The 26,984-nt window shown below is 58.7% G+C and carries 12 protein-coding genes, 1 pseudogene and 1 riboswitch; of the genes and pseudogenes, 5 read left to right on the top strand and 8 right to left on the bottom strand.

The features are described 5' to 3' along the window. Nucleotides 1-343: 343 nt before the first annotated feature. The 4 genes and pseudogenes from ACR0B0_RS13965 (at nt 344) to ACR0B0_RS13980 (ending at nt 15,655) form a co-directional block, all read left to right on the top strand. A pseudogene (locus tag ACR0B0_RS13965) lies at nt 344-940 on the top strand (LuxR C-terminal-related transcriptional regulator). 123 nt (nt 941-1,063) lie between these two features. Next, nucleotides 1,064-1,576, top strand: a complete 513-nt coding sequence (gene thpR, locus ACR0B0_RS13970) for an RNA 2',3'-cyclic phosphodiesterase (protein WP_480648273.1) — start codon at nt 1,064-1,066, stop codon at nt 1,574-1,576. Nucleotides 1,577-1,837: 261 nt separating this feature from the next. After that, on the top strand, nt 1,838-15,157 hold the full coding sequence (locus ACR0B0_RS13975) for a hypothetical protein (RefSeq protein ID WP_480648275.1): 13,320 nt from the start codon (nt 1,838-1,840) through the stop codon (nt 15,155-15,157). 18 nt (nt 15,158-15,175) lie between these two features. Further along, nucleotides 15,176-15,655 (top strand): invasion associated locus B family protein, encoded by a 480-nt coding sequence (locus tag ACR0B0_RS13980; protein ID WP_170352065.1) that lies wholly within the window; start codon nt 15,176-15,178, stop codon nt 15,653-15,655. A gap of 61 nt (nt 15,656-15,716) precedes the next feature. On the opposite strand, the gene thiC is transcribed toward ACR0B0_RS13980, so the two are convergent. Further along, the gene (thiC, locus tag ACR0B0_RS13985) at nt 15,717-17,507 is read right to left on the bottom strand and encodes a phosphomethylpyrimidine synthase ThiC (protein ID WP_480648276.1); all 1,791 of its coding nucleotides are present in this window, start codon (nt 17,505-17,507) and stop codon (nt 15,717-15,719) included. A gap of 108 nt (nt 17,508-17,615) precedes the next feature. Continuing rightward, nucleotides 17,616-17,735, bottom strand: a riboswitch (TPP riboswitch). A gap of 947 nt (nt 17,736-18,682) precedes the next feature. Here thiC and ACR0B0_RS13990 point away from each other — a divergent pair. Beyond that, complete coding sequence (locus ACR0B0_RS13990) at nt 18,683-19,531, top strand: GlxA family transcriptional regulator (protein WP_226688868.1); 849 nt, start codon at nt 18,683-18,685, stop codon at nt 19,529-19,531. Here ACR0B0_RS13990 and ACR0B0_RS13995 read toward each other — a convergent pair. From ACR0B0_RS13995 to ACR0B0_RS14025, 7 genes are read right to left on the bottom strand one after another with little or no spacing between them, the layout of a single operon-like run. Then, nucleotides 19,509-20,441, bottom strand: coding sequence for a 3-hydroxyacyl-CoA dehydrogenase NAD-binding domain-containing protein (locus ACR0B0_RS13995; protein WP_480648277.1), 933 nt, complete (start codon nt 20,439-20,441; stop codon nt 19,509-19,511). The genes ACR0B0_RS13990 and ACR0B0_RS13995 overlap by 23 nt on opposite strands. Beyond that, nucleotides 20,441-21,175, bottom strand: a complete 735-nt coding sequence (locus tag ACR0B0_RS14000; RefSeq protein ID WP_480648279.1) for an SDR family NAD(P)-dependent oxidoreductase — start codon at nt 21,173-21,175, stop codon at nt 20,441-20,443. The genes ACR0B0_RS13995 and ACR0B0_RS14000 overlap by 1 nt, the downstream gene beginning before the upstream one ends. Then, complete coding sequence (locus tag ACR0B0_RS14005; RefSeq protein ID WP_480648281.1) at nt 21,175-22,593, bottom strand: aminobutyraldehyde dehydrogenase; 1,419 nt, start codon at nt 22,591-22,593, stop codon at nt 21,175-21,177. The genes ACR0B0_RS14000 and ACR0B0_RS14005 overlap by 1 nt, the downstream gene beginning before the upstream one ends. A 10-nt stretch (nt 22,594-22,603) precedes the next feature. After that, entirely contained in the window at nt 22,604-23,536 is a 933-nt protein-coding gene (gene kce / locus ACR0B0_RS14010; protein ID WP_170393431.1) for a 3,5-dioxohexanoate:acetyl-CoA acetone transferase, read from the bottom strand. Continuing rightward, on the bottom strand, nt 23,536-24,330 hold the full coding sequence (locus ACR0B0_RS14015) for an SDR family NAD(P)-dependent oxidoreductase (protein WP_170352072.1): 795 nt from the start codon (nt 24,328-24,330) through the stop codon (nt 23,536-23,538). The genes kce and ACR0B0_RS14015 overlap by 1 nt, the downstream gene beginning before the upstream one ends. After that, nucleotides 24,327-25,862 (bottom strand): choline-sulfatase, encoded by a 1,536-nt coding sequence (gene betC / locus ACR0B0_RS14020; RefSeq protein ID WP_170393428.1) that lies wholly within the window; start codon nt 25,860-25,862, stop codon nt 24,327-24,329. The genes ACR0B0_RS14015 and betC overlap by 4 nt, the downstream gene beginning before the upstream one ends. Further along, nucleotides 25,859-26,980: an aromatic ring-hydroxylating oxygenase subunit alpha gene (locus tag ACR0B0_RS14025; protein ID WP_480648283.1), complete on the bottom strand. Its 1,122-nt coding sequence runs from the start codon at nt 26,978-26,980 to the stop codon at nt 25,859-25,861. Before ACR0B0_RS14025 ends, betC begins: the two co-directional genes overlap by 4 nt. Nucleotides 26,981-26,984: the final 4 nt, after the last annotated feature.

Below are 26,984 nucleotides of genomic sequence, written 5' to 3' on the forward strand. Positions count from 1 at the left end.
CCTGCAAAACACGAGCATCGGTATTGCCCGGCCCCGGACCAGCAGCCAGTGTCTCGGGGATCTCAAGCGTGGGATAAATCTGAAAAGTCATCGTCTGACACTCTCGGCTGTTGACCGGGCGCTGCGGCCCGTCGTGTTTCATTGCCGAATAGAAAACGCGGCCTTGTCTTACGACACAACGTAACTTACTACTGCTTTAGGATGGCTAAAGGTATGGGCAAAACCCACCCATAATGGTAAAAATACCGCAGTATACCAAATTTCTACCTACCCAACCGGGTGGTATTTAGCAAAAATAAGGTAGTAATAGATGGTTGATGCCTCAGGAGTGCCGATTGATGTCATGCTGGCGGATAGCAATCCGCTGGTCCTGCCCGCCATGTCCGAAGTTTCCGAACGCGACCCCCGATTCTCGCTGGTGGCGACATCTGCCACGGCAGAAGGGTTTCTTGGGACTGTTATGCGGATTCCCGTTTAGTTCGGCCTGATCGACTGGAATCTGCCTGTGCTGGGGGCAGCCAAACTGATCGAAGTGCTGCGCGAACAGGCCAACGCCCCGCGGCTTGTGGTCTATAGCGATGCGACGGGTGATAGACCGCGTCTGACGATGCAGGCCAGGGCCGCAGGGTTTGCCGCCCGGTCCGGCGAGGTCGAAGGCCTGCTGGAAACCTGTGCCAATTTGGCGGCAGGTAAGATGGTATTTCCGTTTATCGACGTACGAAAAATGCAGCAGGACCCGATTCAAAGCCTGTCTCGTAAAGAGCGCGTCATCCTTGAAGCGTTGGCACAAGGAATGTCGCAGTAGGATTTGCCAAAAGAGCTGCAGATTTCGACCAACACCATCAAGTTTCACCTGTCGAATATCTATGAAAAACTTGGGGTGAAAAACAGAACACAAGCCATTACCCAGTTCTATTTATCCCGGATCGCCCGAGAATAAGTCGGCTCGGGCCAGTCATTCATCAATTTCGGGCTTTCATGCAGATCGCGCAAAGACCTGACATCGCGGGCATGAACGGTTAACTTTACGTGCGTTCAACAATAGACACAGCAAGAGGGTCAATTGCGTTCCTTCGTCGCCATATCACTCAACCATGAGGCGAAGGTGGCTCTTGCGCCGCTACAACGCGCGTTACCCGCGAGCAGGCCGGTGCCACCTGAGAACCTGCATCTGACGCTGGCATTTCTGGATGATCAGCCCGAACAGGTATTGGAGGCTTTGCATGACGAGCTTTTGGCGCTTTCCTCTGCACCTTTTCACATCACGTTTTTTGGCATCGAGTGTTTCGGGCGTGCATTGGCAATTGGGGTTAAGGACAGCGCGCCACTTGTTGCGCTGCATCGCAAGATACAGATCGCAACACGGCGTGCCGGAATTGTGTTGCCCCGCCGACGTTTTCGCCCACATGTAACGATCGCGCGGCTTAAACACGAACGTCATCAGGCGGCTCACATTCCCCACGATTGGACGGTGAATACGTTGCCAGAGATGCTTGTGACCGGCTTTACCCTATACGAATCCACTCTTCGTCCGGAAGGCGCCCGTCATGTCGCCTTGGCACATTTCACGTTTTAATAGGGCTGCTGTCTCACCTTAGGTGGTTTACCTGTTCAAACCGTGTGACAGCCTATTGGCGCATTAAAAATGTTGCATTTAGGCAATACGGTTCACGAAACTGTTAATAGGTGAATTTTAGGAAATTAATCTCCTTTAGCTTGCGCGTATTCTGCCCGAAATGGTGATGGGGAAATGCCGAATTGCAGGTAACTGTTTTTCGGGACTTTACCCGATTGCCATGTGTTCTGACTATGTCGGTTGCGAGGTTCGAGGGTGACAATGAAATCAAATCTGCTGCTCGCGATTTCATTTTTTGTTTTGATTTCAAACCCATTGCTTGCTGCGCCAACAGCCGCTTCCAAAGTTGGCGACACAGTCACCAACCCTGTGACTGGTCTGGATACGACCGTAAGCGCGCTAATTGTGGATCCGGCCTCGACGCCAACAGCGGGTACAACCGCTTTTGTGGAAACGGCTGACGGATATGTTTTTCTCGTTAAAAGTGCGGGCGACACAATCTATAATTCGGACAATCCACCGCTTGCATTTGATATTGTCTCCATTAGCGGAACAACGGCGCAGATCAGCAATTCCGGGGCGACCGGTACATCCAGCCTGTCGACGCAATTGACGCTGTCCCAGTACAACAGCAACTTCAACAGCTCGGACACTCCGGGTACCGTCACACCGCCAGTGAATGTCTCTGGGCCCAACGGAGTAAATCAAGTTGTATACGGACAGAATGGCAGCAACGGACGGGACGGCGCCTTGGTCGTTCCGCCAAGATCGGGCGGTGATGGTGATGATGGCCCAACGCAGACAAAATCTCTGTCCAGCGATGTCAACGCCACCAGCAACGTCGGCTGGGAGATCGGCAGCGTCGGGGGCGACGGCGGCAACGGGGGCGACTCGTATCTGAGTTTCTGGGATGGGCGCGACGGCGGTGATGGTGGCAAAGGTGGCACAGTCACCGCAACGCAAAACTCCAGCAGCACAATCCAAACATCAGGCTCCGATAACGACGGCATATTTGCATTTAGCCGTAGCGGTGAAGCGGGTAATGGCGGCAGCGGTTTCGCGGCACCGGGCGGTGGTACCGGTGGGCATTCAGCCGATGGGGGCAATGTCACAGTCAACCAGAGCGGGTCGATTTCAACGACCGGAGACTCGGCCGATGGCATCTATGCTCTGAGTGTATCGAACAATGGTGGCAATGGTGGCTCGCAATGGGGGTTGGTCGGCGCATCAGGTGACGGCGGCTATGGTGGCAGTGGTGGTACGGTCACAGTCAACACAACATCAAGCGGCAGCATTTTGACGACAGGAGATTACGCCAACGGGATTTATGCCCAGTCCATCGGCGGGTCCGGTGGCTCGGCCGGTACCAGTGGCAACTTGCTGGTTTCATTGATCGGTGGCGCAGATAATGGCGGCAATGGCGGCGCGGTTTCGGTCTCGCATGGCGGGGCGATTGAGACGCAAGGGGATTTCGCGCGCGGAATCGTCGCCCAATCCATTGGCGGCGGTGGCGGTTCGGGGGGCACTGCAGGGGGGCTGGTTGCATTGTCTCTGGGCGGGGTCGGATCAAACGGCGGTAGCGGAGACACTGTGACCGTCACAGTCCAGGGCAGCGGCAGCATTCTGACGTCAGGCGAAGGCTCTGACGGGGTTATGGCTCAGTCCATCGGTGGCAGCGGTGGCACGGGCGCGAATTCCTATGGTTTGGTAGCCATTGGTGGCACCGGGTCGCGGGGTGGCACGGGCGCAGCAGTCAGCGTCAGCAATTACGGGAGCATCGTAACGGGCGGCGACGGCGCGCGCGGCATCATCGCGCAATCCATCGGCGGTGGCGGCGGGGACGGCGGATCGTCTGGCGGCATGGTTTCGGTCGGCGGCAATGGTAATGGCGGTGGCAGCGGTTCGACCGTGACGATCGTGAACGACGGCATCATTACCACGACCGGAGACGACGCGATGGGCGTTCTGGCCCAATCCATCGGCGGCGGTGGCGGCAACGGTGGCTCGTCCGGGTCTGTTGGTGCATTTGTCGGCGTGGCCATCGGTGGTGATGGCGGGGCAGGTGGCACCGGCGGAGACGTTGATGTGACCCTGTCCAACATCGACGGTAGCCAGCCTTCGGCGATCCAAACCTCTGGCGACCGCTCGGCAGGTGTGTTTGCCCAATCCGTAGGTGGCGGTGGCGGTAATGGCGGCGGTGCTGTTTCGGTGGCCGTCGGGGCCTTTGGTGCGGCATCAGTTTCGGTCGGCGGATCGGCAGGTAATGGTGGTGACGGTGGCGACGTCACGCTAAGCGGCAGCGGCTCAGCTTCGGTGCAAACCGGAGGAGAGGATTCCGTCGGTGTCATGCTGCAATCGGTTGGCGGTGGCGGCGGCAACGGTGGCTATGCTGTCTCGGTTGCGGTGTCCGGCGGCCCGGTTTCTGGATCTTTGGCAGTTGGTGTCGGCGGTGATGGCGGCACGGGTGGCAAAGGCGGAGACGTAACGGTCGGCCAGTTCAATGGCAGCGGGGTTGCGACGGTCGCAGGGTTCGAGGGCACAGTTGTCACCACAGGAAATCGTTCGACCGGGATGCTTTTCCAATCCGTTGGTGGCGGTGGCGGCAATGGCGGTCTGGCGGTTGCAGCAACCGGCGGTGCTTCGGCACTGTTTTCCGGCAATGTTTCCGTCGGGATCGGCGGGCAGGCGGGCAGCGCTGGCAATGGTGGGACCGTTCAAGTCTATACCAATGCGGACGTTACCACGACGGGCACGAACTCCAGCGCGATCATCGCGCAATCCGTCGGCGGCGGCGGTGGCAATGGCGGCGGCAGCATCGCCGCCGGGGTCAGTGCCAGTGGTGTTGCTGCGATTGGCATCAATGTCGGCGTCGGCGGTGATGGTGGCGGTGCCGGAACCGGAGGTGATGTGACTCTGGTTGCAGGCGGCACGTCGATTGAGACCAGCGGCGCGTTTTCCAGCGGCGTTGTGGCGCAATCCGTCGGTGGCGGTGGCGGCAATGGCGGCTATGCCATCGGTGCGAGCGCCGATATCGGCGGCGCTGCGGCGGGGTCGGTCAGCGTTGGTCTTGGTGGTAAATCCGGCGGTGGCGGGGCAGGGGGGAACGTAACGGCCACTGTCGACGCCAATGTCACCACACGCGGAGACGATTCCGGTGCAGTAGTCGTGCAATCCATCGGTGGCGGCGGCGGCAATGGTGGTTTCAGCGTCGCGGCGGGTCTGGCTGCCGGGGGTGCCGGTGCCGGAACCATCGGTGTGGGCCTTGGCGGTGACGGCGGCAGTGGTGGCGGTGGAGGAACTGTCACGGGCGTTCGCGTCAATGGGGACGTTCGAACCGAAGGCTTGCGGTCCACAGGTGTAGTGGTTCAATCCATTGGTGGTGGCGGTGGCAATGGTGGCTTTAACGTCACCGCAGGAGTCGCCGCTGCGGGTGCTGGTGCCGGGTCAATTGGCGTCGGGCTGGGCGGAAACGGTGCGACCGGCGGCGACGGCGGCGTGGTCGAGGTTCAGGTTGCTGGGAACGTCACAACTCTGTCCGACAATTCAAGTGGTGTTGTGTTCCAATCCATTGGCGGCGGCGGCGGCAATGGCGGGTTCAACGTCACGGCCGGGATCGCGGGGGCTGGCGCCGGTGGCGGTGCTGTCACAGTTGGCCTTGGCGGCGGTGGCTCGGGCGGCGGGATTGGAAAATCGGTCACTGGCACAGTCTCCGGCACAGTCAGCACAGGCGGCGCGGATTCGACTGCGGTTCTGGCGCAATCCGTTGGCGGTGGCGGAGGCAACGGCGGGTTCAACGTCAGCGCCTCGCTCGCAGGTGCAGGGGTTGGCAGCGGCGCTGTCAGCGTCGGCCTGGGCGGCGATGGCGGCAGTGGCGCAGTGGGTGGAACGGTCAACCTGACCACGACGAATTCCATTGTGACCGCCGGAGACCGGTCGTCTGGCGTTGTTGCACAATCCATTGGCGGCGGTGGCGGCAATGGGGGCTTCAATATCTCTGGTACTGGCGCGGGCGCGGGTGTCGGCTCTGGCGCGGTTAGCGTTGGGCTGGGTGGCACGGGCGATGGTGGCGGTGATGGTGGAGCAGTCACGTTGACCTCAAACGGAACGATCCTGACGCAGGGCGATTCAGCCACAGCCTTTCTGGCGCAATCGATTGGCGGCGGCGGCGGCAACGGCGGCTTTAACGTCAGTGCGGCGGTTCAGGGATCGGGCACAGCGGGGGGCGGAGTATCCGTTGGCCTGGGCGGCGACGGCGCAGGTGGCGGAGATGGCAACACCGTCATCGCCACATCCAACAATGCAGTGGAAACACGCGGTGACCAGTCCTCGGGCGTTGTGGCGCAATCGATTGGCGGTGGCGGCGGCAATGGCGGGTTCAATGTTGCTCCGGTCCTGTCGGGCGCGGGCACGGCCAGCGGCGCGGTCAGCGTCGGGCTTGGCGGGTCGGGTGATACCGGCGGGCGGGGCGGCGGCGTCACCTTGACCTCGAACGGAACCATTCTGACAGACGGGTTTGCCTCAAGCGGATTCGTCGCGCAGTCCATCGGCGGTGGCGGCGGCAATGGTGGGTTCAATGTGTCCCCCACTGTTTCGGGTGCAGGCACGGGCGCGGGCTCAGTCTCGGTTGGGCTGGGCGGTTCTGGTGCGGGTGGGGGTGACGGTAGCCAGGTTACCGCCAGCACAACGGCAAATGTGGTCACCAAGGGCGAGGCCTCGGTTGGCATTTTGGCACAATCTGTCGGCGGCGGCGGCGGCAATGGTGGTTTTAATGTATCGCCAGCTTTGGCGGGCGCAGGCACCGGGTCAGGAGCGATCAGCGTTGGTCTGGGCGGATCGGGTGGCAGCGGTGGCACGGGCGGCATCGTGGGTCTGACCGTCGCTAACGATGTACAGACCGAAGGCGCGCAGTCCAGCGCAGTTGTTGCGCAATCCATTGGCGGCGGCGGCGGCAATGGCGGGTTCAATGTTTCAGCATCCGTGGGCGGTGCAGGTACAGGCTCCGGCGCGGCGGCTGTAGGTCTGGGTGGCCGCGGGACGGGTGGCGGCGATGCCTCGGCTGTCACGGCAAATGTCACGGGCAATCTGGTAACGTTGGGTGACACTTCGACAGGATTGCTAGCGCAGTCCGTCGGCGGCGGCGGCGGTAATGGGGGCCTGAACGTCTCGGTCGCGGTTGCTGCGGCAGGCACGGGATCGGGCGGTGCCTCGATGGGTCTCGGCGGCGCGTCCGGTACGGGCGGTGACGGCGGCACCGCCGAAGCCTCGCTAACCGGCGATGTATCGACCCAAGGGAGCGAGTCCGGCGGTGTCATCGTCCAAAGCCTTGGCGGCGGCGGTGGCAATGGCGGTATGAATGTCTCCGCCACAGTCACGGTTGCCGGAACCGGCAGCGGTGGTGCCTCGGTCGGACTTGGCGGCAGCGGTGGCGATGGTGGCAACGCCAACACGGCGAGCGGGACAGTTGTTGGAAACGTCACCACGGCTGGTGACAATTCGGGCGGCGTTCTGGTGCAATCCGCAGCAGGCGGCGGCGGTAACGGAGGACTGAATGTCTCGGCCGCCGTGAACCTTTCGGGTACTGGCGGTGGTGCTGTTGGCGTTGGCATTGGCGGGTCCGGCGGGGATGGTGGCAATGCAAGTTCAGCCACCGGCTCGGTCACCGGTGATGTCACCACGGGCGGAGAAAACGCAACTGGTGTTCTGGTGCAATCCGTCGGTGGCGGCGGTGGCAATGGCGGTGTCAACATCTCGGGCGCGCTTAGCATTGCGCGGACAGGTTCCGGCGCGGCGGGGATCGGTGTTGGTGGTTTCGGCGGCAGCGGAGGCACCAGCGGCGTGGTCGACAACACCTTTGTGGGCAATGTCAGCACCTCGGGCGCGCGCTCGGCTGGCGTCATGGCGCAAAGCCTGGGCGGTGGCGGTGGTAATGGGGCCACGAATATTTCCGGCGCGATTTCTCTGGCCAGCAATTTCTCGGGCGGTCTTGGGATCGGCGTTGGCGGATTCGGCGGAGACGGCGGCACAGCGGACAACGTCACTCAGCAAGTCACCGGCAATGTCACCACGGCTGGCGATGACTCAGTCGGTATTCTGACACAAAGCCTTGGCGGGGGCGGTGGTAACGGCGGCACCAACATCTCGGCGGCCTTGTCCTTGTCCCGCTCGACCAATGCGGCCGTAGGCATTGGCGTCGGCGGGTTCGGCGGTGGCGGCGCGGATGCCGGTGCGCTGGTTCAATCGACCGTTACAGGCGGGGTTCTGACTGCTGGCGATCGCAGCACGGCCATTCTGACACAAAGCCTTGGCGGCGGTGGTGGCAATGGCGGCACGAACATCTCGGCCACGCTGGGTATCACCCAGCAAAACGGCGGTTCGGTCAGCCTGGGCGTGGGCGGCTTTGGCGGCGGGGCTGGCAATGCTGGCGACGTTATCAGCACCCTGCGTTCCAGTACGGACAGTAGTGGCACAACTTCGGTGGTCACGACGGGCGTCGACAGCATCGGTGTGATGGCGCAATCCGTCGGCGGAGGCGGCGGTAATGGCGGTCTGAATGTTTCGGGCGCGGTGAACCTGACGGGCAAATCCGGTGCAGCGGTCGCATTGGGCCTTGGTGGCTTTGGTGGCGGTGGCGGTGATGCCGGTACGGTAACGCTGGACGTTCAAAGCGATGTAGTGACCGCAGGCGACGGGGCGCATGGTATCTTCGCCCAAAGTCTTGGCGGCGGTGGCGGTACCGGCGGTGTGAATATCTCGGGCTCATTGGCGCTGACCAAACCGTCGGGGTCTGACACGATCTTTTCCGTTGCAGCGGGCGTGGGTGGATTTGGTGGATCAGGCGGCGACGCAAGTGATGTCGACCTGGATTACACCGGCAACGTGCAGGCGGTGCCGATGGTGCTGCAATCCGACGGAACTTTCGCCGTCGATGAAAGCAAAGGCGCCAGCGGAATTATCGCGCAATCGCTGGGCGGCGGCGGTGGTCATGGCGGCACCAATGTCTCTGGCGGAATCGCGATCAGCGGCAAACCAGGGGCGGGGCAAACGGATAGCAGCAAATCCTATGCAGTCGTTGTCGGGGTCGGCGGCTTTGGCGGGGGTGGCGGCAATGCCGGGAACGTAGACGTAAACATTGGCTCCGGCAGCACGATCATGGCGCATGGCACCGGCCAATCCGGTCTGCTGGCGCAATCCGTTGGCGGTGGCGGTGGCAATGGCGGTTTGAACGTGTCGGGCGGGATCGTGTCCGACAGCTCGCTGATCGTGGGTGTTGGGGGGTTCGCAGGAAACGGTGGCCAGGCGGGCGATGTCACAGTCACGTCGCAGGCGGATATCACGGTCACGACGGACCCGGACGATATTTCGATCCCTGACACCACAACTTTTGAAGACAAGTTGCGCGATTTCCTGGGCGATACCATCGTGGATCAGACCGAAGAGCTGGCCTCGACCTATGGGTTGGAGCGTCTGTTCATCGACATGGGGGTCTTCAACGAAGAAAAGCCGGATACCGATGGCTCGGCCGGTTTGATGGCGCAATCCATCGGCGGCGGCGGTGGCAATGGTGGCCTGAACGTGTCGGGCGGGATTGCGCTGAGCAAGGATGGCAAGATCCCCTCGGTCACATTTGGTGTCGGTGGTTTCGGCGGCAATGGCAATGTCTCGGGCGATGTGACCGTGGATCATGCCGGATCGGTTGCCGTTGCGGGCAATTGGAAGCACGGCGTTCTGGCCCAGTCCATCGCGGGCGGCGGCGGTAACGGCGCGCTGAATGTGACCGGGCAGCTGAACTATGGCGATTCCAACAATTCCGACGGCAAAACCGACCTGAGCATCGTTGGTGGTCTGGGCGGTCATGGCGGCACCGGCGCAGATGCGGGCAACGTCGTTGTTACGCAAACCGGCAATATATCGACCAATGGCTATCACGCGCGTGGCATCTTTGCCCAAAGCATCGGCGGCGGTGGCGGTACTGGCGGGATCAACGCGACCTTTGTCGGCACCAAGGACAGTTCACCCATTGCCATGGGCATCGGCGGCTTTGGTGGCGGCGGTGGTGACGCTGGGGACGTGACCGTCATGAGTGGAACCGCCCTAGCGGCAGCAGGCACCATCACGACAGACGGTGTCGGCGCGCACGGGATCGAGGCGTCCAGCATTGGCGGCGGTGGCGGTGACGCCGGGGTAAACGCGGTTGTGGGTATCAGCAAGACCAACGGCAGTCAGAGCAACGGCGGCACGGGCGATTCAACCGACCGCAAGACACCAACCAACACGGGTGTGGATGACTCGGTAATTGCCAATTACAACAACGTGCTGGATGAGCTTGAAGGCAAAGTTAATCCAGCGGATTCTTCTGGCAACAAAACCGGCATGTCAGCTGTGGTTGCCATTGGCGGTGATGCCGGAACCGCTGGGGATGGTGGGACGGTCGATATTGACCATTACGGCGATATTCTCACGAAACAAGACAGTAGCCATGGGGTATTCGGCCAATCGATTGGCGGCGGCGGCGGTAACGCAGCCCTGAACCTGGCCTTTGCCTATGAACTTGCCTCGGACCAAACCAACAAGGGTTTTGGCCTGGCCGTTGGCGGCGGGACAGGTCAGGGCGGCACCGGGGGGACAGTCGACGTGCGCAATACCGGCGACATCACAACGCTCGGTGCGGATTCCCATGGGCTGTTCGCTCAATCCGTTGGTGGCGGTGGCGGCAACGCGGGCTATAACTCGGCCTCGACCTCGGTGGATGGCGGCAACGTCAACATTCAGATCGGCCGGACCGGCGGTACCGGCGGCAGTGGCGGTGATGTTTATGCCAGCTCGGACGGTATCATCAGCACTTCGGGCGACCGATCTTACGGGTTCTTTGCCCAATCTATTGGCAACGGCGGCGGCAATTCTTCGTCAACCTCGGTCAGCATTGGCACGCCAAAGACCGGCGACAGCAAGGGTAACAAGGCCAGCGTGTCGGTCGGTTTGGCGGGCGGCACTGGTGGTGCGGCAGGTAACGTGACCTCTGTGGTCGCGGGTATCGTGGTCACCCAGGGCGACGATGCCCATGCGGTTTTCGCGCAATCCGTGGGCGGCGGTGGCGGTAATGGCGGCAAGGCCAGCAACTCGGCCGGCGGCGGCATTTCGGCATCACTGTCCATCGGTGGCACCGGTGGCTCTGGCGGCGTAGGTGGCACGGTCGATGTCACCAGTACCGCACGGATCGCAACGTTGGGGGAACGCTCAATCGGGTTGCTGGCGCAATCGGTCGGCGGTGCAGGTGGCACCGGCGGCATGGTGCAGGCAGGTCAGGGAAACCTTGATACGATCAAATCCTTCGTTAACCCATCAACCGTGGGGACGGCAGCCTCGATCAACATCGGAGGCACTGGCGGGGACGGCATGACGTCGGACATTGTGACCGTTGTGAATGACGGCATGATCACCACGGCGGGCACGATGGCGCACGGCATCTATGCGCAATCCGTCGGCGGCGGAGGCGGCATGGGTGGCCTGGTGGAAAACCGCATCATCAACCTGCGCAAAGAGATCGGCAACACAGCGACAATTTCGATTGGCGGCAATGGCGGCACCGGTGCGATGTCTGCGGCAGTGTCGGTCACTAACCGCGATGTCATCGCAACAACAGGTGACAAGTCTATCGGTATTTATGCGCAATCCGTTGGCGGTGGCGGAGGCGACGCGCAACAGGTGCGCAACATCATCTTGGGCCGATCCTCGGAAGGATCAACGACAAACGCCATTCTGATCGGCGGAACTGGTGGCACTGGCGGCGCGGGCAGCACGGTAACCGTAGTAAACGAAACCGATGCCACGATCCTGACCGATGGTACGGAAAGTCACGGGATCTTTGCCCAGTCCATCGGTGGCGGCGGCGGTAATGGCGGCTCGACCATCTCGGTTGACGGGCGCTATGGCGGGGCCGAGGCCACTACGCGGCGGGCGCTGCAATTTGGTCTGGGCGGATCAGGCGGTACGGGTGGCACGGGCGGCAATGTCGCGGTGACCAATGCCGGTACGATCGTGACAACGGGTGCCGGTGCGCATGGTATCTTTGCCCAATCCGTCGGCGGCGGCGGTGGCAATGGCGGCAGCTCAATCACGGGGACATTGCGGCTAAAGACCGGGGACAGCAGCTCTCCGACCGCGCAGCTGAATATCGGCGGATCGGGCGGCAGCGGCAATGTTGCCGGCAACGTGGTCGTCACCAACACCGGAGACGTTCAAGTGGATGGCACAGGCGCCTACGGCATCTTTGCACAATCTGTCGGTGGCGGCGGCGGCAATGGCGGTCTGGCCGTTGCGATGGACGTGAACGACCTTAAGAACACAATGACGGGCAAATCCTATTCGAAGATCGCCATTGGCGGATCAGGCGGATCGGGTTCTGATGGAGGAGACGTCACGGTCAACCACACTGGCACAATTGTTGTGAATGCCGAAAACGGGTTTGGCATCTATGCCCAATCCGTTGGCGGCGGCGGCGGCAACGCGGGTTATTCGGTGTCGTCCCCGCTGGTCTCGGTGCTGGATTACACAATCTCGCAGGCGCTGGGGGCTCGGGAGGGATCCACCGGTTCGGTGGGCACTGTAACTGTCAATTCGACCGGAGATATTCTGGTCAATGGCGTGGGCAGCGAAGCGGTCTTTGTCCAATCGGTGAATGGCGGCGGCGGCAATACTGATGCCTCTGTCGATTTCACCACCACGACCGCTGGCGCGACCGGCTCGGTCGTCAGCAGCGATATCGCCCTTGGTGGCGACGACGTGTCGGGTATGGCGGGCAACCAGATCACGCAGGCCCATAACGGCAACATTGCCACCACAAGCGATCGCTCGACCGGCCTGATGCTGCAGAGTGTCGGTGGCGGCGGCGGTACATCCGCGACCACGGTGGATGTTCAAGACGGTGACGCTATCGACATCACCGCACGTCTGGGTGCGATTGACACGGACGACGCTGGTGGCGGAGACGTGGACGGAAGCCGGACTGGTGATGTTGGCACCGATGGCGCGTTCTCGTCCGCCGGAGCGGCGCAATCCATCGGCGGCGGCGGCGGTAAGCTTGTGCTGAACAGCAATACGGATGGCGAAGCCGGGATCGAAAAGGCCGCGTCTGTGATCCTGGGCTCTGATCCCAGCTTCAACAACGATGGCGGCGATATCGACCTTTTGCTAGACGGCAACGTGTTCACAAGTGGAGACCGATCCTTTGGCCAAAGCGTTCAGAGTATCGGTGCCGGTGGGGGCGAAGTTGTCATCTCGGGTCTTGGGCGTGCGGATGTAACGCTGGGCGCGCAAGACGATTCAACCGGTGACGGTGGTGATGTCGGCTTTGCAAATATCGGGGACATGACTACCAGTGGAACTGGATCGCACGGGTTCGTCATCCAAAGTATCGGTGGCGGCGGCGGTCTCGTTTCAACCGATATGGAGGCCAGCCGGATCACGGTAAACCTGTCTGCTGCAAATGGCGGTGATGGCGGCGATATCGGATTCTCGCAATCCGGCAACATCGTCACGACGGGCGAAAATGCGATTGGTGTTGTGGCGCAGTCGCTTGGCGGCGGCGGTGGCATGGTGGACTCGGTCTATCGCGGGGCTGCCGGTGGTGCGGGCTCTGGTGGCGCCATCGACATGACGCTTGATGGTAACATCCTGTCGGTGGGCGAGGGCGGCATCGGCGTCTTGGCACAATCCGAGGGGCGCGATGGCGCAGACGCGATCACACTTGGCTTTGACGGCGTCGTCATGGGCGGCACTGGTGAGGCGGGGTCAGTCGCATCAATCGTTGTGGACGGCGGCACCGACAATGTGCTGACCCTGTCTAAAGATACCCTGTTGATCGCCGGCAACGATCAATTGGTGAATGGGGGCGACGGCAACGAACAAATCTCGCTTGCGGGTACGGCCCTTGGCAACATGGATCTTGGCGCAGGCACTAACGGCTTTACCGTCGAAGACGGCGCGGACTTCTATGCGTTGGATACCGTCAATCTGGGTGCTGACGGCTTCATGCAGGTGAACGGTGATTTTGTACTGGGGGCCAATCTGGGTCTGGACGGAGATTTGACGGCGACGGTTGCGGCCAGTGACTTTACCTTCAGCGGCAATGTCAGCCAGACATTGAACCTGACCGGAAGCCTGGCCTTTGGAGCAACGGCAACGTCAACCTTCGACGTGTATTTCCTGACCTCTGGGGCATCGGGTGGCAACAGCGACCTGGTTAATGCCACCGGTAATGCCACCATGGGCGGTACGCTGGTGCCACTGCTGAATACGCTGGAAAGGGCCTTGCCGCTTGTCATCATCAATCCTGATGGAACAGCCGCAGACGCGGGCACGCTGATCGAGGACACTGTGGTGCTAGATTATTCCATCGGCCTGAACGGCTCCACCTCTGACGGCAGTTCGGTCGACCTGGTGATCACGCCGGATTATTCGACCCCCGGCATGAACGCCAATCAGGCGGCCATCGGGGATTACATCAACCAAGTTCTGAACGGGCAGGGATCGGCTGCCCAAGGCCAACTGTTCGCCTTGATCGGCAACATGCAGTCCGAGGCCGATGTCATCGCCGCAATCGAAAGCCTGTCGACTGCCGACTATGCCGCCGATGCCGTGGATGCGCTTTATGGCACCCGGGTATTTGCGGACACGCTGCACAATTGCGAACGGTTTACCGATTACCAGTTCGGGGATGACCCGCGCAATTGTGTCTGGTTCTCAGGCGGGCGGTCTTTTTATGACCGCGATCAGACCGGCATGTACGAAGAGTTGGACATCAACGACACCAACCTATCGGCTGGTGTCCGTCTGCCGGTTGGGGATGAGCTATTCGCCGGGTTCGCGGTAGGCTATGACGAGATGAGCCTACGGAACGGGTCGAATTACAATGCAACTGGTGATCGGTTCAATCTGGGTGCCTCGCTGACCAAATACACCGGCGCGTGGGAGTTTGCAGCCCAGCTGTCGGCCGGTTGGTCAGACTATGATACGCTCAGCGCGGGCGGGATCAGTGGTGTGTTGCCCAACGGTCAAATCGTAAGCACCGTTGGTGTCAGCGAGATCAAGCACAAGATGAACCATCAGAACCTGCGTCTCAGCCTTGCTTATGACCACAGGTTCGCGGGCGGCAGTTCCTATCTGCGCCCTGAGGTAGCCGTTGATGCCACACGTCTGGCAACCGAAAGCAATGGCGATGCAACCCTGGCGGGGGTCGTTCTGCAAGACGATAGCGAGATGATCTATTCGTTCACGCCTTCGCTGGAAATCGGAACCGAGCAAACCCTGAGTGCCTCGCAGAAGCTCCGCGCAAGTTTTCAGGTTGGTGCCATTGTCTCGTCGGATGATACCGTATCGGTCACCGCCGGGTTCAACGGAGCGAGCACCGCTGACGGTGGGTTTTCAAACACCAGCTTTGTCGGCGACGCGCATGGCTTGGTCTCGGCCCGGTTGGGGCTGTTTGCGCTGGATGACAGCAGCTTTGTCAATCTGAGCCTCGATCATTTGTTCGGAGACTCAACCAGGGCCCTGCAGGTAGGTCTTGGCCTTGGACTACAATTCTAATCGATGAGGGACAGCAGGATGAAAACTTGGATAAGCGCTTTGGGGGTCACATTGGGATTGGCAACTCCCCTTGCTGCGCAGGAAGGCGCAGCGCCGCCATGGTCGGTCAATTGCAGCAATCGGGCCGTTGGGTCCGAGTTGATCTGCGAAATGACCCAAAGCATCGTTTTGACCGAAAACAACCAAAGGCTTACGTCCATCGCATTTATAAAGGCTGCAGGTAAGGACGAGACTGAGACCGTGCTGACCCTGCCATTCGGTCTTTTGTTCTCGGAAGGGCTGGTTGCAAAGGTGGATGATGCCGAGGTCGCCCGTCTGGAGTTCCTGACATGCGAGGCACAAGGTTGTTTTGCCCGTTCGCCAGTTTCCCAGGAATGGATGTCTGCGATGCGGGCAGGTAATCAATTGCAGATCGACGCTAAAAACAGGGTCGGAGAGCCAATTTCATTTGGCTTCGATTTGACTGGGTTCAGCAAAGTATCCGATCTATTGCCCTGAGAGTAGTTTCCCTTCAATGCAAGAGCGTGCGGAGCCGAAAGGATCGGCTCCGCCGCGGTGTTTAGTTTTTCACGGGCATGTAAAGGTCGCCGCCTTCACGGAATTTGGCGGCCATGGCCTCCATCCCCTCTTTCTGCGCTTCAGTTCGAATGTCGTGGCTGATCCGCATCGAGCAGAATTTCGGCCCGCACATGGAACAGAAATGCGCCACCTTGTGCGCTTGTTTGGGCAAGGTTTGGTCGTGGAATTCCCGCGCCGTTTCCGGGTCCAGCGACAGGTTGAACTGATCTTCCCAGCGGAACTCGAACCTGGCGCGGGACAGCGCATCGTCACGACGTTGTGCGCCCGGCAGACCCTTTGCCAGATCAGCGGCATGAGCCGCTATCTTATAGGTGATAACCCCAGTTTTCACATCATCCCGGTCCGGCAGCCCCAGATGTTCCTTCGGCGTGACATAGCAGAGCATCGCACAACCAAACCAGCCAATCATCGCAGCACCAATACCGCTGGTGATGTGGTCATAGCCCGGCGCGATATCGGTGGTCAGGGGGCCAAGCGTGTAAAAGGGCGCCTCGTGGCAACACTCCAATTGCTTGTCCATGTTTTCTTTGATCTTGTGCATGGCTACGTGTCCGGGGCCTTCGATCATCACCTGACAATCCTTGGCCCACGCGATTTTGGTCAGCTCACCCAGCGTCTCAAGCTCGGCAAATTGTGCCTCATCATTGGCGTCGGCGATAGAGCCGGGGCGCAGACCATCGCCTAGGCTGAACGACACATCATAGGCCCGGCAGATGTCGCAGATTTCGTCGAAATGCTCATAGAGGAAGCTTTCCTTGTGGTGATGCAAGCACCACTTGGCCATGATCGACCCACCGCGCGACACAATACCGGTAACCCGTTTTACCGTCATCGGTACCATATGCAGGCGCACGCCTGCATGGATGGTGAAATAGTCGACGCCTTGTTCGGCCTGTTCGATCAGCGTGTCACGGAACACTTCCCATGTCAGGTCCTCGGCAATGCCGTTGACCTTTTCCAGCGCTTGATACAACGGCACGGTGCCAATCGGCACCGGGCTGTTGCGGATGATCCATTCACGGGTGTTGTGGATGTTGCGGCCGGTCGACAGGTCCATGACGGTATCAGCACCCCAACGGATCGACCAGACCATTTTATCGACCTCTTCTTCCATCGAAGAGGTCACAGCCGAGGTACCCATATTGGCGTTGATCTTGACCAGGAAATTACGCCCGATGATCATCGGTTCGCTTTCAGGGTGGTTGATATTCGCAGGGATAATGGCGCGACCAGCGGCGACCTCGTCCCGCACGAATTCCGGGGTCACATAATCAGGGATGTTTGCACCCCAATCATTGCCGTCGCGCTGTTCAACGACAGCCTCGCGCAGTTGGTTTTCACGGATGGCGATGAATTCCATTTCCGGGGTGACGATGCCGGCGCGAGCATAGGCCAGTTGCGTCACAGCCTTTCCATCCTTGGCGCGCAGAGGGCGCGGGCGCACAGGGAACTCGGGCGTTAGCCGATCACCTTCGACAAAACCGTTGTCTTCCGGTTTGATCTCACGTCCATCATATTCTTCGACATCTGCTCGAGCCTCAATCCACTTGCGACGCAGCGGCGCCAGACCTTGCCGAATGTCCGTCATCACCTGCGGATCGGTATACGGCCCTGAACTGTCATACACGGGCAAGGGTGGCTCCCCCGCCGTGGGGTGGACCGAAATTTCACGCATTGGCACGCGCACATCCGGGTGCACTGTGCCGTTTACATAGATCTTGCGCGATGCGGGCAGTTCACCGGCGGTGATTTTGGGGTTAGGGACGTTCATGTTGGTGCTCCTCAAGCAGTTCAACTTAAAAAGACACCAGATGAGTTTTGGCTTGGGGAAACGAGAAGGCAGACAGCCCCTGTTCGGAGTGCGCTTGCCCGGTATTGTGGCCTGCGCGCCCTAGCTTCCTACGCCAGTATCAACTGGGTCAGGTTCAAAGGGTCGCGTCGCCGGGCATTGCCCCGTCAGCCTCTCAGTCCCCTTGGTGGGACTCCCCTGCGTACAGGTGGTTTAGCTTGAGGTTCACGGCTTAAACAAGCACCAAAATTCATTTGTTTCAGATTTTCTCGAACGGCCGGGACCTTCCGTTCGGTGCAGCACGTCACCAGAAATACGGTCGCTATCTGATGTGCGGGCCGACCTATTCGACAGATACTCCGCACATCGACGGTAAGTTAAACGCTGTTATTTAACATAAGACGTATTATAGAAATATTGCCTCTTTTGAGGGAGAATTGTCGGAGTACGTAATTAATGAGACTTGTCTTCCCCATAATTCAACGACTTAAGATTTTCATGCATTTTGGTGGATTTCGCTGACTTGGACTTATCAAGCTTGTCTCAGACTGCAGCAATACGATCGTCGACTGCGACGCGCATTGGGAACTTCCGAGAGCGGACACAACTCGCAGACCGAAAGCTTCACAGCGTAAGGTTTTGTGCTGAACAATGTTGAGCGACTAAGTGCCCTGCCCTGATCACTTCCGGCCCTTACCGGACTTTAGTCGGTCGTTCAGCATTCTGCAGTGCGGCTCGACATTACGGACATTCGCTGCAAGTGCGCAATCAAAAGATGGGTGAATTTACAGTTTGCGGACGAAGCGGGCCTTCGTCAAATTTGCGCCAAGGTCTGCTTGTGGTGCTTCTAAACTACCGCAGGACTGCTTTCTGTCCCCGGCAAGCTGTTGGTTTTGGAGCTCCAAAAGACACCAAACAAATGAAAGAAAAGAAATCGATTTGATATTTTTGGACCATACTTTACAAAATCAGCCATGGCGAAATCAATTGATCAAACGTTAGGCATCGTAGTTTTGGTGAGCCCGCATTTCAACGTTTCGGCAACGACATCTTTCATCGATCCTTTTAGAACTGCGAATTACCTGTCAGGATTGGTGCGGTTTTCCTGGACCTATGTTTCGGAGGTTGGTGGTCACATCGAATCCAGCAGCGGCCTGGTGGTTGATACTGCTCCTTTGGCAAACGTGGTCAGGGGCAAGCCTTGGCTCGTTCTCGTAAGTACAAGCTGGACGCCTGAACGCCACGGGACACGCCAGTTCAAGGCGGCTCTTCAAAAATGGGATGCAGGCGGTGCAATAGTTGGTGGGTTGGATACGGGTGCAATTGTGCTCGCGCAGGCTGGATTGCTAAAGGGCAAAACTGCGACGGTCCATTATGAGCACATCGATGCCTTCGCCGAAATTGCACCGGACACGACGGTATCTGAGAACATGTTTGTAACAGATGGCAAGATCTTCACATGTTGTGGAGGATCAGCGGCAACCGACCTTGGTTTGAGATTTGTCCATTCCGTCGCTGGCGAAAGCATCGCAAACGCCTCAGCGCGGTATCTGTTTCACCATGATGTGCGTGGGGAAGGTCAGTCACAAAACCCCAAGGATGTGGAGCCGCTTGGGTATGTCACATCTGGCGTTGTCCGGGATGCGATCGACCTTATGGAAGCGCATTTGGAGACCACGTTGTCAATTCCCGCTATATCTCAACAGCTAGGCGTTTCGCAGCGGCAACTAGGCCGATTGTTCCGGCAGTATGTCCAAAAGTCACCCGTCGAATACTACCGAGATATCCGCCTTGATCGAGCGCGTGGCCTCGTCACGCAAACCGAGCTGAAATTCAGCGAGATTGCAGAGGCGTCGGGGTTCAACGGTCAAGTGCATTTCAGCCGCGCTTACCGCAACCGGTTCGGCCTGACGCCCACTGCTGATCGCATTGAAGGTCGTGTGCCGTTCGAGTTTCGCGCCTGGCCAATGTTCAAGCCTGACATTAGGTCCGAAGGTGTCTCGTAGCCTTCTGCATAGCTGTGAGCATCTCATCACGCCGCGCTGAGAGTTCCTCGGTGCTTTGCCCGTGTGCATGCGCTGTCATTTCATCGACCAGTTTTCTGATCACATCATCGTCTAAGCGTGGATCACCAAGATCGTCCCACCAGCTGTTGAACGTGTCTTTGAAGTGGTCACAAAAAGCCTGCAAACCGCCTGCGCCCGCGCCCAAGTGAAAAAGAGTGGTTGGCCCCATTGCGGCCCAACGCAATCCCGGTCCGGCCCACATCGCCTTGTCTATGTCTTTGACGCTGGCAACACCTTCAACGGCCATATGAACGGCCTCTCGCCAAACTGCGGCCTGCAACCGGTTGGCTACATGCCCCGGCATGCCTTTCTTGATGCGGATCGTGACTTTCCCGATGTCATTGTAGAACGCTTCTGTGCGGTCCAGAATGTCTGATCCGGTGGCCTTATTCGCTGTCAGTTCCACCAGCGGGATCAGATGCGGCGGGTTGAAGGGGTGGCCAAGAATAAGCGGCGCGGGATCGCGCCACCCTTCTTGGAGCGCTTCGAGCGTCAGACCCGATGTCGAGCTGGAGACAATTGCGTCAGCAGCCAGCGCGGGCTCAATCTCCGCATAGATTGCATGTTTGATGGGCAACCGCTCAGGCGCGTTTTCCTGAACGAATTGCGCCTCTGTGACGGCCTCGGCAGCGGTCGCCACAAAGGTGATGGCGTCAGGTGTCGCTCGCTCAGTTAGGCCTAGGTCTTCCAGCGCAGGCCATGCGTTTTCAACGTAGGATCGCACGGCGTTCTCAGCGTTTTCGTCAGGATCAAAGACAGTTACATTCCGGCCCGAGGCGAGGAACAATGCGGCCCAGCTTGCCCCGATCACACCGGCTCCAAGAATGGCGGTTCTTTCAATCTGAGACATCAGAACAACCCCGGATTGAGAGGAGAGGCCGCTGTCATGCCACCGTCAACAGTAAACAATTGGCCCGTTGCAAACGATGCATCGTCAGAGGCCAACCACAAAGCCATTGCTGCTATGTCAGCAGGTTTGCCAAAGCGTTTGACCGCGTGCCGTGCCAATGCGTCGGTCTTCGCTTTCTGAGGGTCTTGGGCAAGGTCAAACCCTGCATCTAGCATGCCGGTTTCAATCCAGCCCGGACAGATCGCATTGCAGCGAATTGCCGGTCCGTGATCCACCGCGATGGACCTGGTGAGCCCGTGCACAAAAGACTTTGACGCATTATAGAGTGCCATCGACGGGTCCGCGACATTGCCCGAGATCGACCCGATGTTGATAATGGAGCCACCCTCCTGCATTTGCGGAATGAGTGCCCGGCAGACATTGAAAACGCCCTTTGCATTCGCTCCCATAACCAAATCCCAATCGGCATCAGTGCTGTCCACAACAGTCTTTTCAACCTGGACGCCAGCGTTGTTTACGATGACGTCCAATACACCCAGCTTTTGCGCAGCTTCGCCAACGGCGGCGGCATCTGACACATCCAAAGATATCCAATCAGTACTCAAACCATCCGGCTTTGGTCCCCGACCACAGGTGATAACGTCCGCACCCTCGGCCATGAAGGCCTCTACGATAGCGCGCCCAATGCCCCGCCTGCCGCCTGTAACGAAAGCGAGTTTGCCAGCCAACCGCATCAGTGCGCGACCATCACATGGCGCACGGCGGTATAAGCGTCCAAGGCGTAGACCGACATATCACAACCAGTGCCAGAGCTCTTCATCGCGGCCCAAGGCATTTCAGGCGTGGCAACACCATGCGTGTTCACCCACGTAAAGCCATAGCGCAACTTCGAAGACATCCGCATCGCGCGACCGGTATTGTTGGTCCAGACGGATGAGGCCAAACCAAACGGGCCTGCATTTGCCACCTTGAGCGCCTCTTCTTCGTCGCCAAACCGCGAGATGGTCACGACAGGACCGAAGATCTCGTTGCAGAATACCTCGGCATCATGCGCCACATTGATCAGCACGGTGGGTTCATAAAAGAAACCTGGTCCGTCGATCATGTTGCCTCCCAATACAACGTCGCAGTTATCGCGCGCTCGGTCGACAAACCCCGCTACAGCGTTGCGTTGCGCGGCCGAGATGATCGGCCCCATTTCGGTGCCTTCGGCCTTTTGAGCCCCAACTTTGATCTGGCTGACCTGATCAACAACGGCGGCAACGACCTTGTCATAAACCTCATCAGCGACAAGCAAACGGCAGGGCTGTGCACAATCCTGACCGGCGTTGAAGAACGAACCATAGCGCACAGTTTCGGCAACCGCATCGATATCAGCATCGTCAAAAACAATGACCGGGGCTTTCCCGCCCAGTTCCAGATGCACATGGCGGATTTGACGAGAGGCTGCAGCCATCGCGGCAGAACCCGTCGCGTTGGAACCCGTGATCGAGATCGCCTCGGTCCGTGGATCGTTGATCATCTGCTCGCCAATCTCACGACCGGGGCCGTGCAGCACGTTTACCACCCCTTTGGGCGCAACACCTGCGATCAGCTCGGCGGCTTTCAGCGTGGAAAGCGGCGTCAGCTGCGAGGGCTTCAGCGTGACCGGGCAGCCAGCTGCCAATGGCGCTGCCAGTTTCCAGGCCGCCATCATCAGCGGATAGTTCCATGGCGCAATCGCGGCTACGGGGCCAACCGGATCTTTGCGGATCATGCTGGTATGACCGGCCACATATTCGCCCGCAGCAACGGCAGACATCGTGCGCGCCGCACCGGCAAAGAACTTGAATGTGTCCAGCGTCAACGGCATTTCGTCATCTAAAGCCGAGGGCCAGGGCTTACCGGCATCCAAGCTTTCCAGCTCTGCCAGTTCCTCGACATGCTCTTCCAAGACAGTTGCGATATTGGTCAAAAGCTCAGAACGTTCTGCAGGGCTGGTCTGGCCAAATGTCTCAAAGGCTTCGTGGGCCCCTGCGGCCGCAGCGCTTGCCTGTTCGGACGTCGCGGAATTGATCTTGCAAATCTCTTCGCCCGTGGCTGGGTTCACGACAAAGATCGGCGCTCCGCCCCCTTCAACCATTTCGCCATTGATTAACATCTTTGTCTGCATGTAATCCTCTCTAAAACCCAACCCGATCGCCGCCTTTTAGTGCGAGGCGTTCGCGTGCTTCTGCCGGTGTCGCAACTGAAAGGCCCAAATTTTCGATGATTGTGCGAATGCGGCTCACTTGCTCGGCATTCGATGTGGCAAGCTCTCCCTTGCCGATAAAGAGACTGTCTTCGAGCCCGACACGCAGGTTGCCACCGCGCATTGCGCTTTGTGTAGCGAAAGGCATTTGGTGCCGCCCTGCTGCCAGTACAGACCATTCATAGTTTTCAGCGCCAAAAAGTTTGTCCGCCGTATTGTGCATATGGGTCAGATGATCGGGGTCAGCGCCAACGCCTCCTAAAATGCCAAAGACCATCTGGATGAAGAACGGCGGTTTGATAAGCCCTTGATCCACGAACCATTTGACGTTGTAGAGATGGCCCAGATCATAGCATTCAAACTCAAACTTGGTGCCATGATCACCCCCCAGTTTCTCAATCGCATATCGAATGGTCTTGAACGTGTTGGGAAAAATGAAGTCTTCCGTCATCTCAAGGAATGGACGTTCCCAATCGTGCTGAAATTCCGTGTATTTCTGAAGCATCGGGAAGATGCCAAAGTTCATGCTGCCCATATTGAGCGAGGCCATTTCCGGGCTCGTCGAAGTCGCGGCCAACAGACGTTCGTCCATCGACATGCCCAATCCGCCGCCGGTTGAGACATTCACCACCGCGTCAGTGGATTGTTTGATCACAGGCAGAAATTGCTGAAACAATTCAGGTCTGGGATCTGGCTTGCCGGTCTCGGGATGTCGCGCGTGCAGATGGATGATAGACGCGCCAGCCTCTGCCGCTTCAATGCTTGCTGTTGCAATTTCGGCAGGTGTGATCGGCAGGTGGGGCGACATTGACGGCGTGTGAATGCCGCCCGTTGGCGCACAGGTGATGATGACTGACTTGGGCATTACAATTTCATCTGTTGCACTTGCGCAGACAGCCCCCCGTCCAAAACCCAAAGCTGACCAGAGGCATAGCGCGCCTCGTCGCTGGCCAGCCAATTGACCAGATTGGCAATGTCCGTTGGCGTTCCGTAGGTACGCATCGGGTGCACGTCTCGGACAGCTTTTTGAAGTGTTTCGATGTTGCCCCCCCCGCCGCCAGATCCGTCACCGTTGAAGAAACTCTGCAGCATCGGAGTATCAATATAGCCGGGGCAGATCGCATTGACGCGGATACCCTCAGGGCCATGGTCGCAGGCCATTGCCCGGGTTAGCGCATGCACCGCCCCCTTGGTTGCACAATAAGCGGCAAGGCCGGGGTCAGCGATGAACCCATCGTAAGACCCAAAGTTGATCAAGCTAGCGCTGTTGCCAGATTTCGCGGCTTCGCGCATCAATGGAATGGCGTATTTTGAGGTTAGAAAAGTACCCGTGGAATTCACCGCAAAGCTTTGGTTCCATTCCTCCAGCGTGGTGTCTTCGACCGTCTTTTCAATCTCGATCCCTGCCGCGTTCACCAAGACGTCAAGCTTGCCATGAGCGTTGCGGACCTGATCCATCGCGGCGATTGCGTCCGCCTCCTGTGTTACGTCGAGCTTTACAAAGTGGCTGCCGTCATCGTCATGCCTGTCCAGTGACCCTTCGAGCGTCAGGTCTGCGGCGTAAACTGTCGCACCTTCTTTGACGAAACGCGCCACAATCGCACGTCCGATTCCACCCCTTGCCCCTGTAACGAGGGCAATTTTTCCATTCAGCATCATTGGTATTGGTCCTTCAATGGGGGATAACGGTAACGCTTGGCCGCAATGGTCCAATCCATATCGTTACGCACATATTGCTTGCTCGCGTCGGATGGTGGGTTGTAGTCCCAAGGCACACTTGCGCCTGCTTCCATCGCGGCATGCAGCGCGCGGCGGGATTTTTGGGTTGCAATGATCTTTGTACGCAATGCCTTGCCATCCCACCGCGCGGCTACTTCATCAGCAAAGGCTTGAGCGGCCTCATTGTAACTGAGGTCGGAGGCCAGATTTCTTGTCTCCAACGGATCAACGCTCAGATCATACAGCTGTGGTGGATCGCTATCGCAGTGGATGTATTTCAATGAACCACGCCGGATCATGATGACGGGAAAGCCCGTCATTTCAGCGCAATACTCGCCGATTGCTTCATCAACGGGGTCGTCCTCGCCCCGCGCCAAGGGCATAAGGCTTCGGCCATCTATAGGTTCGCCGATCATGCTTTCACTACCGCCAGCGATCTCAATAAACGTCGGCAACATATCCACGAGCGACACAGCGTTTCGCGCTGTCCCAACCGCCACGCCAGGTCCCGCCATGACCAACGGCACGCGGGCCGAATGTTCAAAGAAATTCATCTTGTACCACAGCCCACGTTCGCCCAGCATGTCGCCGTGATCTGCCGTGACGATCACGATTGTATTGTCCAGTTCTCCAATCTCTTCGAGCGTTTGAACCTGTTCGCCGATCTTGCTGTCAAAGTAGCTGACATTCGCCAGATATGCGCGGCGCGCGCGGCGCACCTCTTCCTCTGTCAGCGGCACATAGGACGCTTCGATCCCATCCATCAGGCGGCGCGAGAACGGGTCCTGATCATCCAAAGCAGGCGTAAAGGCCGGCATGTCGATGTCGTCGTCTGAATAGAGGTTCCACCATTCGGGGCGGGCGACATATGGATCATGCGGATGAATGAAGCTGGCAACCATCGCAAAGGGCGCATCATGCCCTAGCGCTTTGTCACGTGCCGCATCGAAAAGCCACCGTTTGGCGGCAAAGCCAACCTCATCATCGTAATCAATCTGGAACGTCGCATGCGCCAGACCGCTTTCCTTGACGGTCTGCATGTTATGATACCACTTATCGATCCGCTCATCGGGGGCTTCCCAGTCGGGCGTCCATGCAAAGTCCGACGGGTAAATATCGGTCGTCACGCGGTCTTCGAACCCGTGCATCTGATCAGGGCCGACAAAGTGCATCTTACCTGACAGGCACGTGCGATAGCCCAGCGACTTTAGGTAATGCGCGAAGGTAGGAACAGACGCCTTGAATTCTGATGCATTGTCATAGGCCGCGATACGGGAGATGTGTTGGCCCGACATAAAGGCGAACCGCGACGGCGCGCAAAGCGGCGAATTACAATAGGCCGCATCAAAGCGCATCCCGCGCGCCGCTAGCGCATCAAGATGCGGGGTCTTGGCAACCTTATGTCCGTAGGCCCCCGTGAAATGCGGGGCCAACTGATCCGCCATGATCACAAGGATATTTGGCCGCGTCACGTTGCACCCCTGGCGTAGGCATCCAGAACCAGCCCATGAAAGTGATGCACCGCATGCTCGGATTTGCCCGACCCATCCGGGTCATTGACGATCCTGCCTTGGGTGAAAGCAGGTGTGCTCATACCGCGCTGCACGGATTCGACAAGACTGATGTCTTCAACCTGCAGCACCTCATCCAAATAGCGAATGGCATCCAGCTCCATCGCGTCGGGCTCAGGCGTTTCGAGGAAAAAGTCATAGGTCTCCAACGTCCGGTCCGGCCCGACAGGGATGACGTTGAGCACGATCATGCTGGACCGACCCGGATACCGCATCAGACAAGTTGTCGGATAAAGCCACCAAACCGCATGGGTTTTGACCGTAGCGTTCGACACGTCATATGCGGCATTGGGGCTGTTTCCCGCATCGGCCATGTGACTGGAATAAATGCCATAGGTTGTGACCTTGTAAGTATCCATGTCAACAAGATCACAGAAATCCTTATGCGCCGTCGGGCAGTGATAACACTCAAGAAAGTTATCAACGACGTTCTTCCAGTTTGATTTGATGTCATAGGTCAATCGGTGCCCGAAGGTCAGTTGATCCACGTCCGGTGCCCAGTGGCGCACTTCAGTTTCCAGATTGCCTGACTGCTGCGCCAAAGAGGGTGCCTTTGGGTCCAGATTGACGAATACAAATCCGCAAAACTCTTCGACTTGCACCGCGTCGAGGCTAATCTCATCGGTGCGAAAATCTTCTAGGTTCTCGGTGTGGGGCGCGCGGGCCAACTGCCCGTCCAACTTGTAAACCCAAGCATGGTAAGGGCACATGATCCGAGTTGTGTTTCCTTCGCCAGAAAGCAGTTCGTGGGCGCGGTGCTTGCAGACGTTGTAGAAAGCGCGCAACGTGCCCTCCTTGTCGCGCACAACGGCAATAGGCTTCCCTGCAATCTCGATTGTAACGTAGGACCCTGGCTCGCGGGTTTTTTCCACATGACAGACCCACTGCCAAGTCTTGGATATGATGACCTTGAGATCAGCGTCAAACCACTTTTCTTCCGTGTAGGCCTCCGCTCGCAGTGAACTGGAACGCGATGGATCGTGATCATAGCCAAGAGAAATCGTATCAGAATCTGTCATGTGG

The sequence above is a fragment of the Ruegeria sp. BA12 genome (assembly GCF_056539625.1).

Coding starts and splice junctions, on each gene's coding strand:
- ACR0B0_RS13975 (WP_480648275.1), top strand. CDS start 1,838: ATGAAATCAAATCTGCTGCTCGCGATTTCATTTTTTGTTTTGATTTCA.
- ACR0B0_RS13980 (WP_170352065.1), top strand. CDS start 15,176: ATGAAAACTTGGATAAGCGCTTTGGGGGTCACATTGGGATTGGCAACT.
- thiC (WP_480648276.1), bottom strand. CDS start 17,507: ATGAACGTCCCTAACCCCAAAATCACCGCCGGTGAACTGCCCGCATCG.
- ACR0B0_RS13995 (WP_480648277.1), bottom strand. CDS start 20,441: ATGTCTCAGATTGAAAGAACCGCCATTCTTGGAGCCGGTGTGATCGGG.
- ACR0B0_RS14000 (WP_480648279.1), bottom strand. CDS start 21,175: ATGCGGTTGGCTGGCAAACTCGCTTTCGTTACAGGCGGCAGGCGGGGC.
- ACR0B0_RS14005 (WP_480648281.1), bottom strand. CDS start 22,593: ATGCAGACAAAGATGTTAATCAATGGCGAAATGGTTGAAGGGGGCGGA.
- kce (WP_170393431.1), bottom strand. CDS start 23,536: ATGCCCAAGTCAGTCATCATCACCTGTGCGCCAACGGGCGGCATTCAC.
- ACR0B0_RS14015 (WP_170352072.1), bottom strand. CDS start 24,330: ATGATGCTGAATGGAAAAATTGCCCTCGTTACAGGGGCAAGGGGTGGA.
- ACR0B0_RS14025 (WP_480648283.1), bottom strand. CDS start 26,980: ATGACAGATTCTGATACGATTTCTCTTGGCTATGATCACGATCCATCG.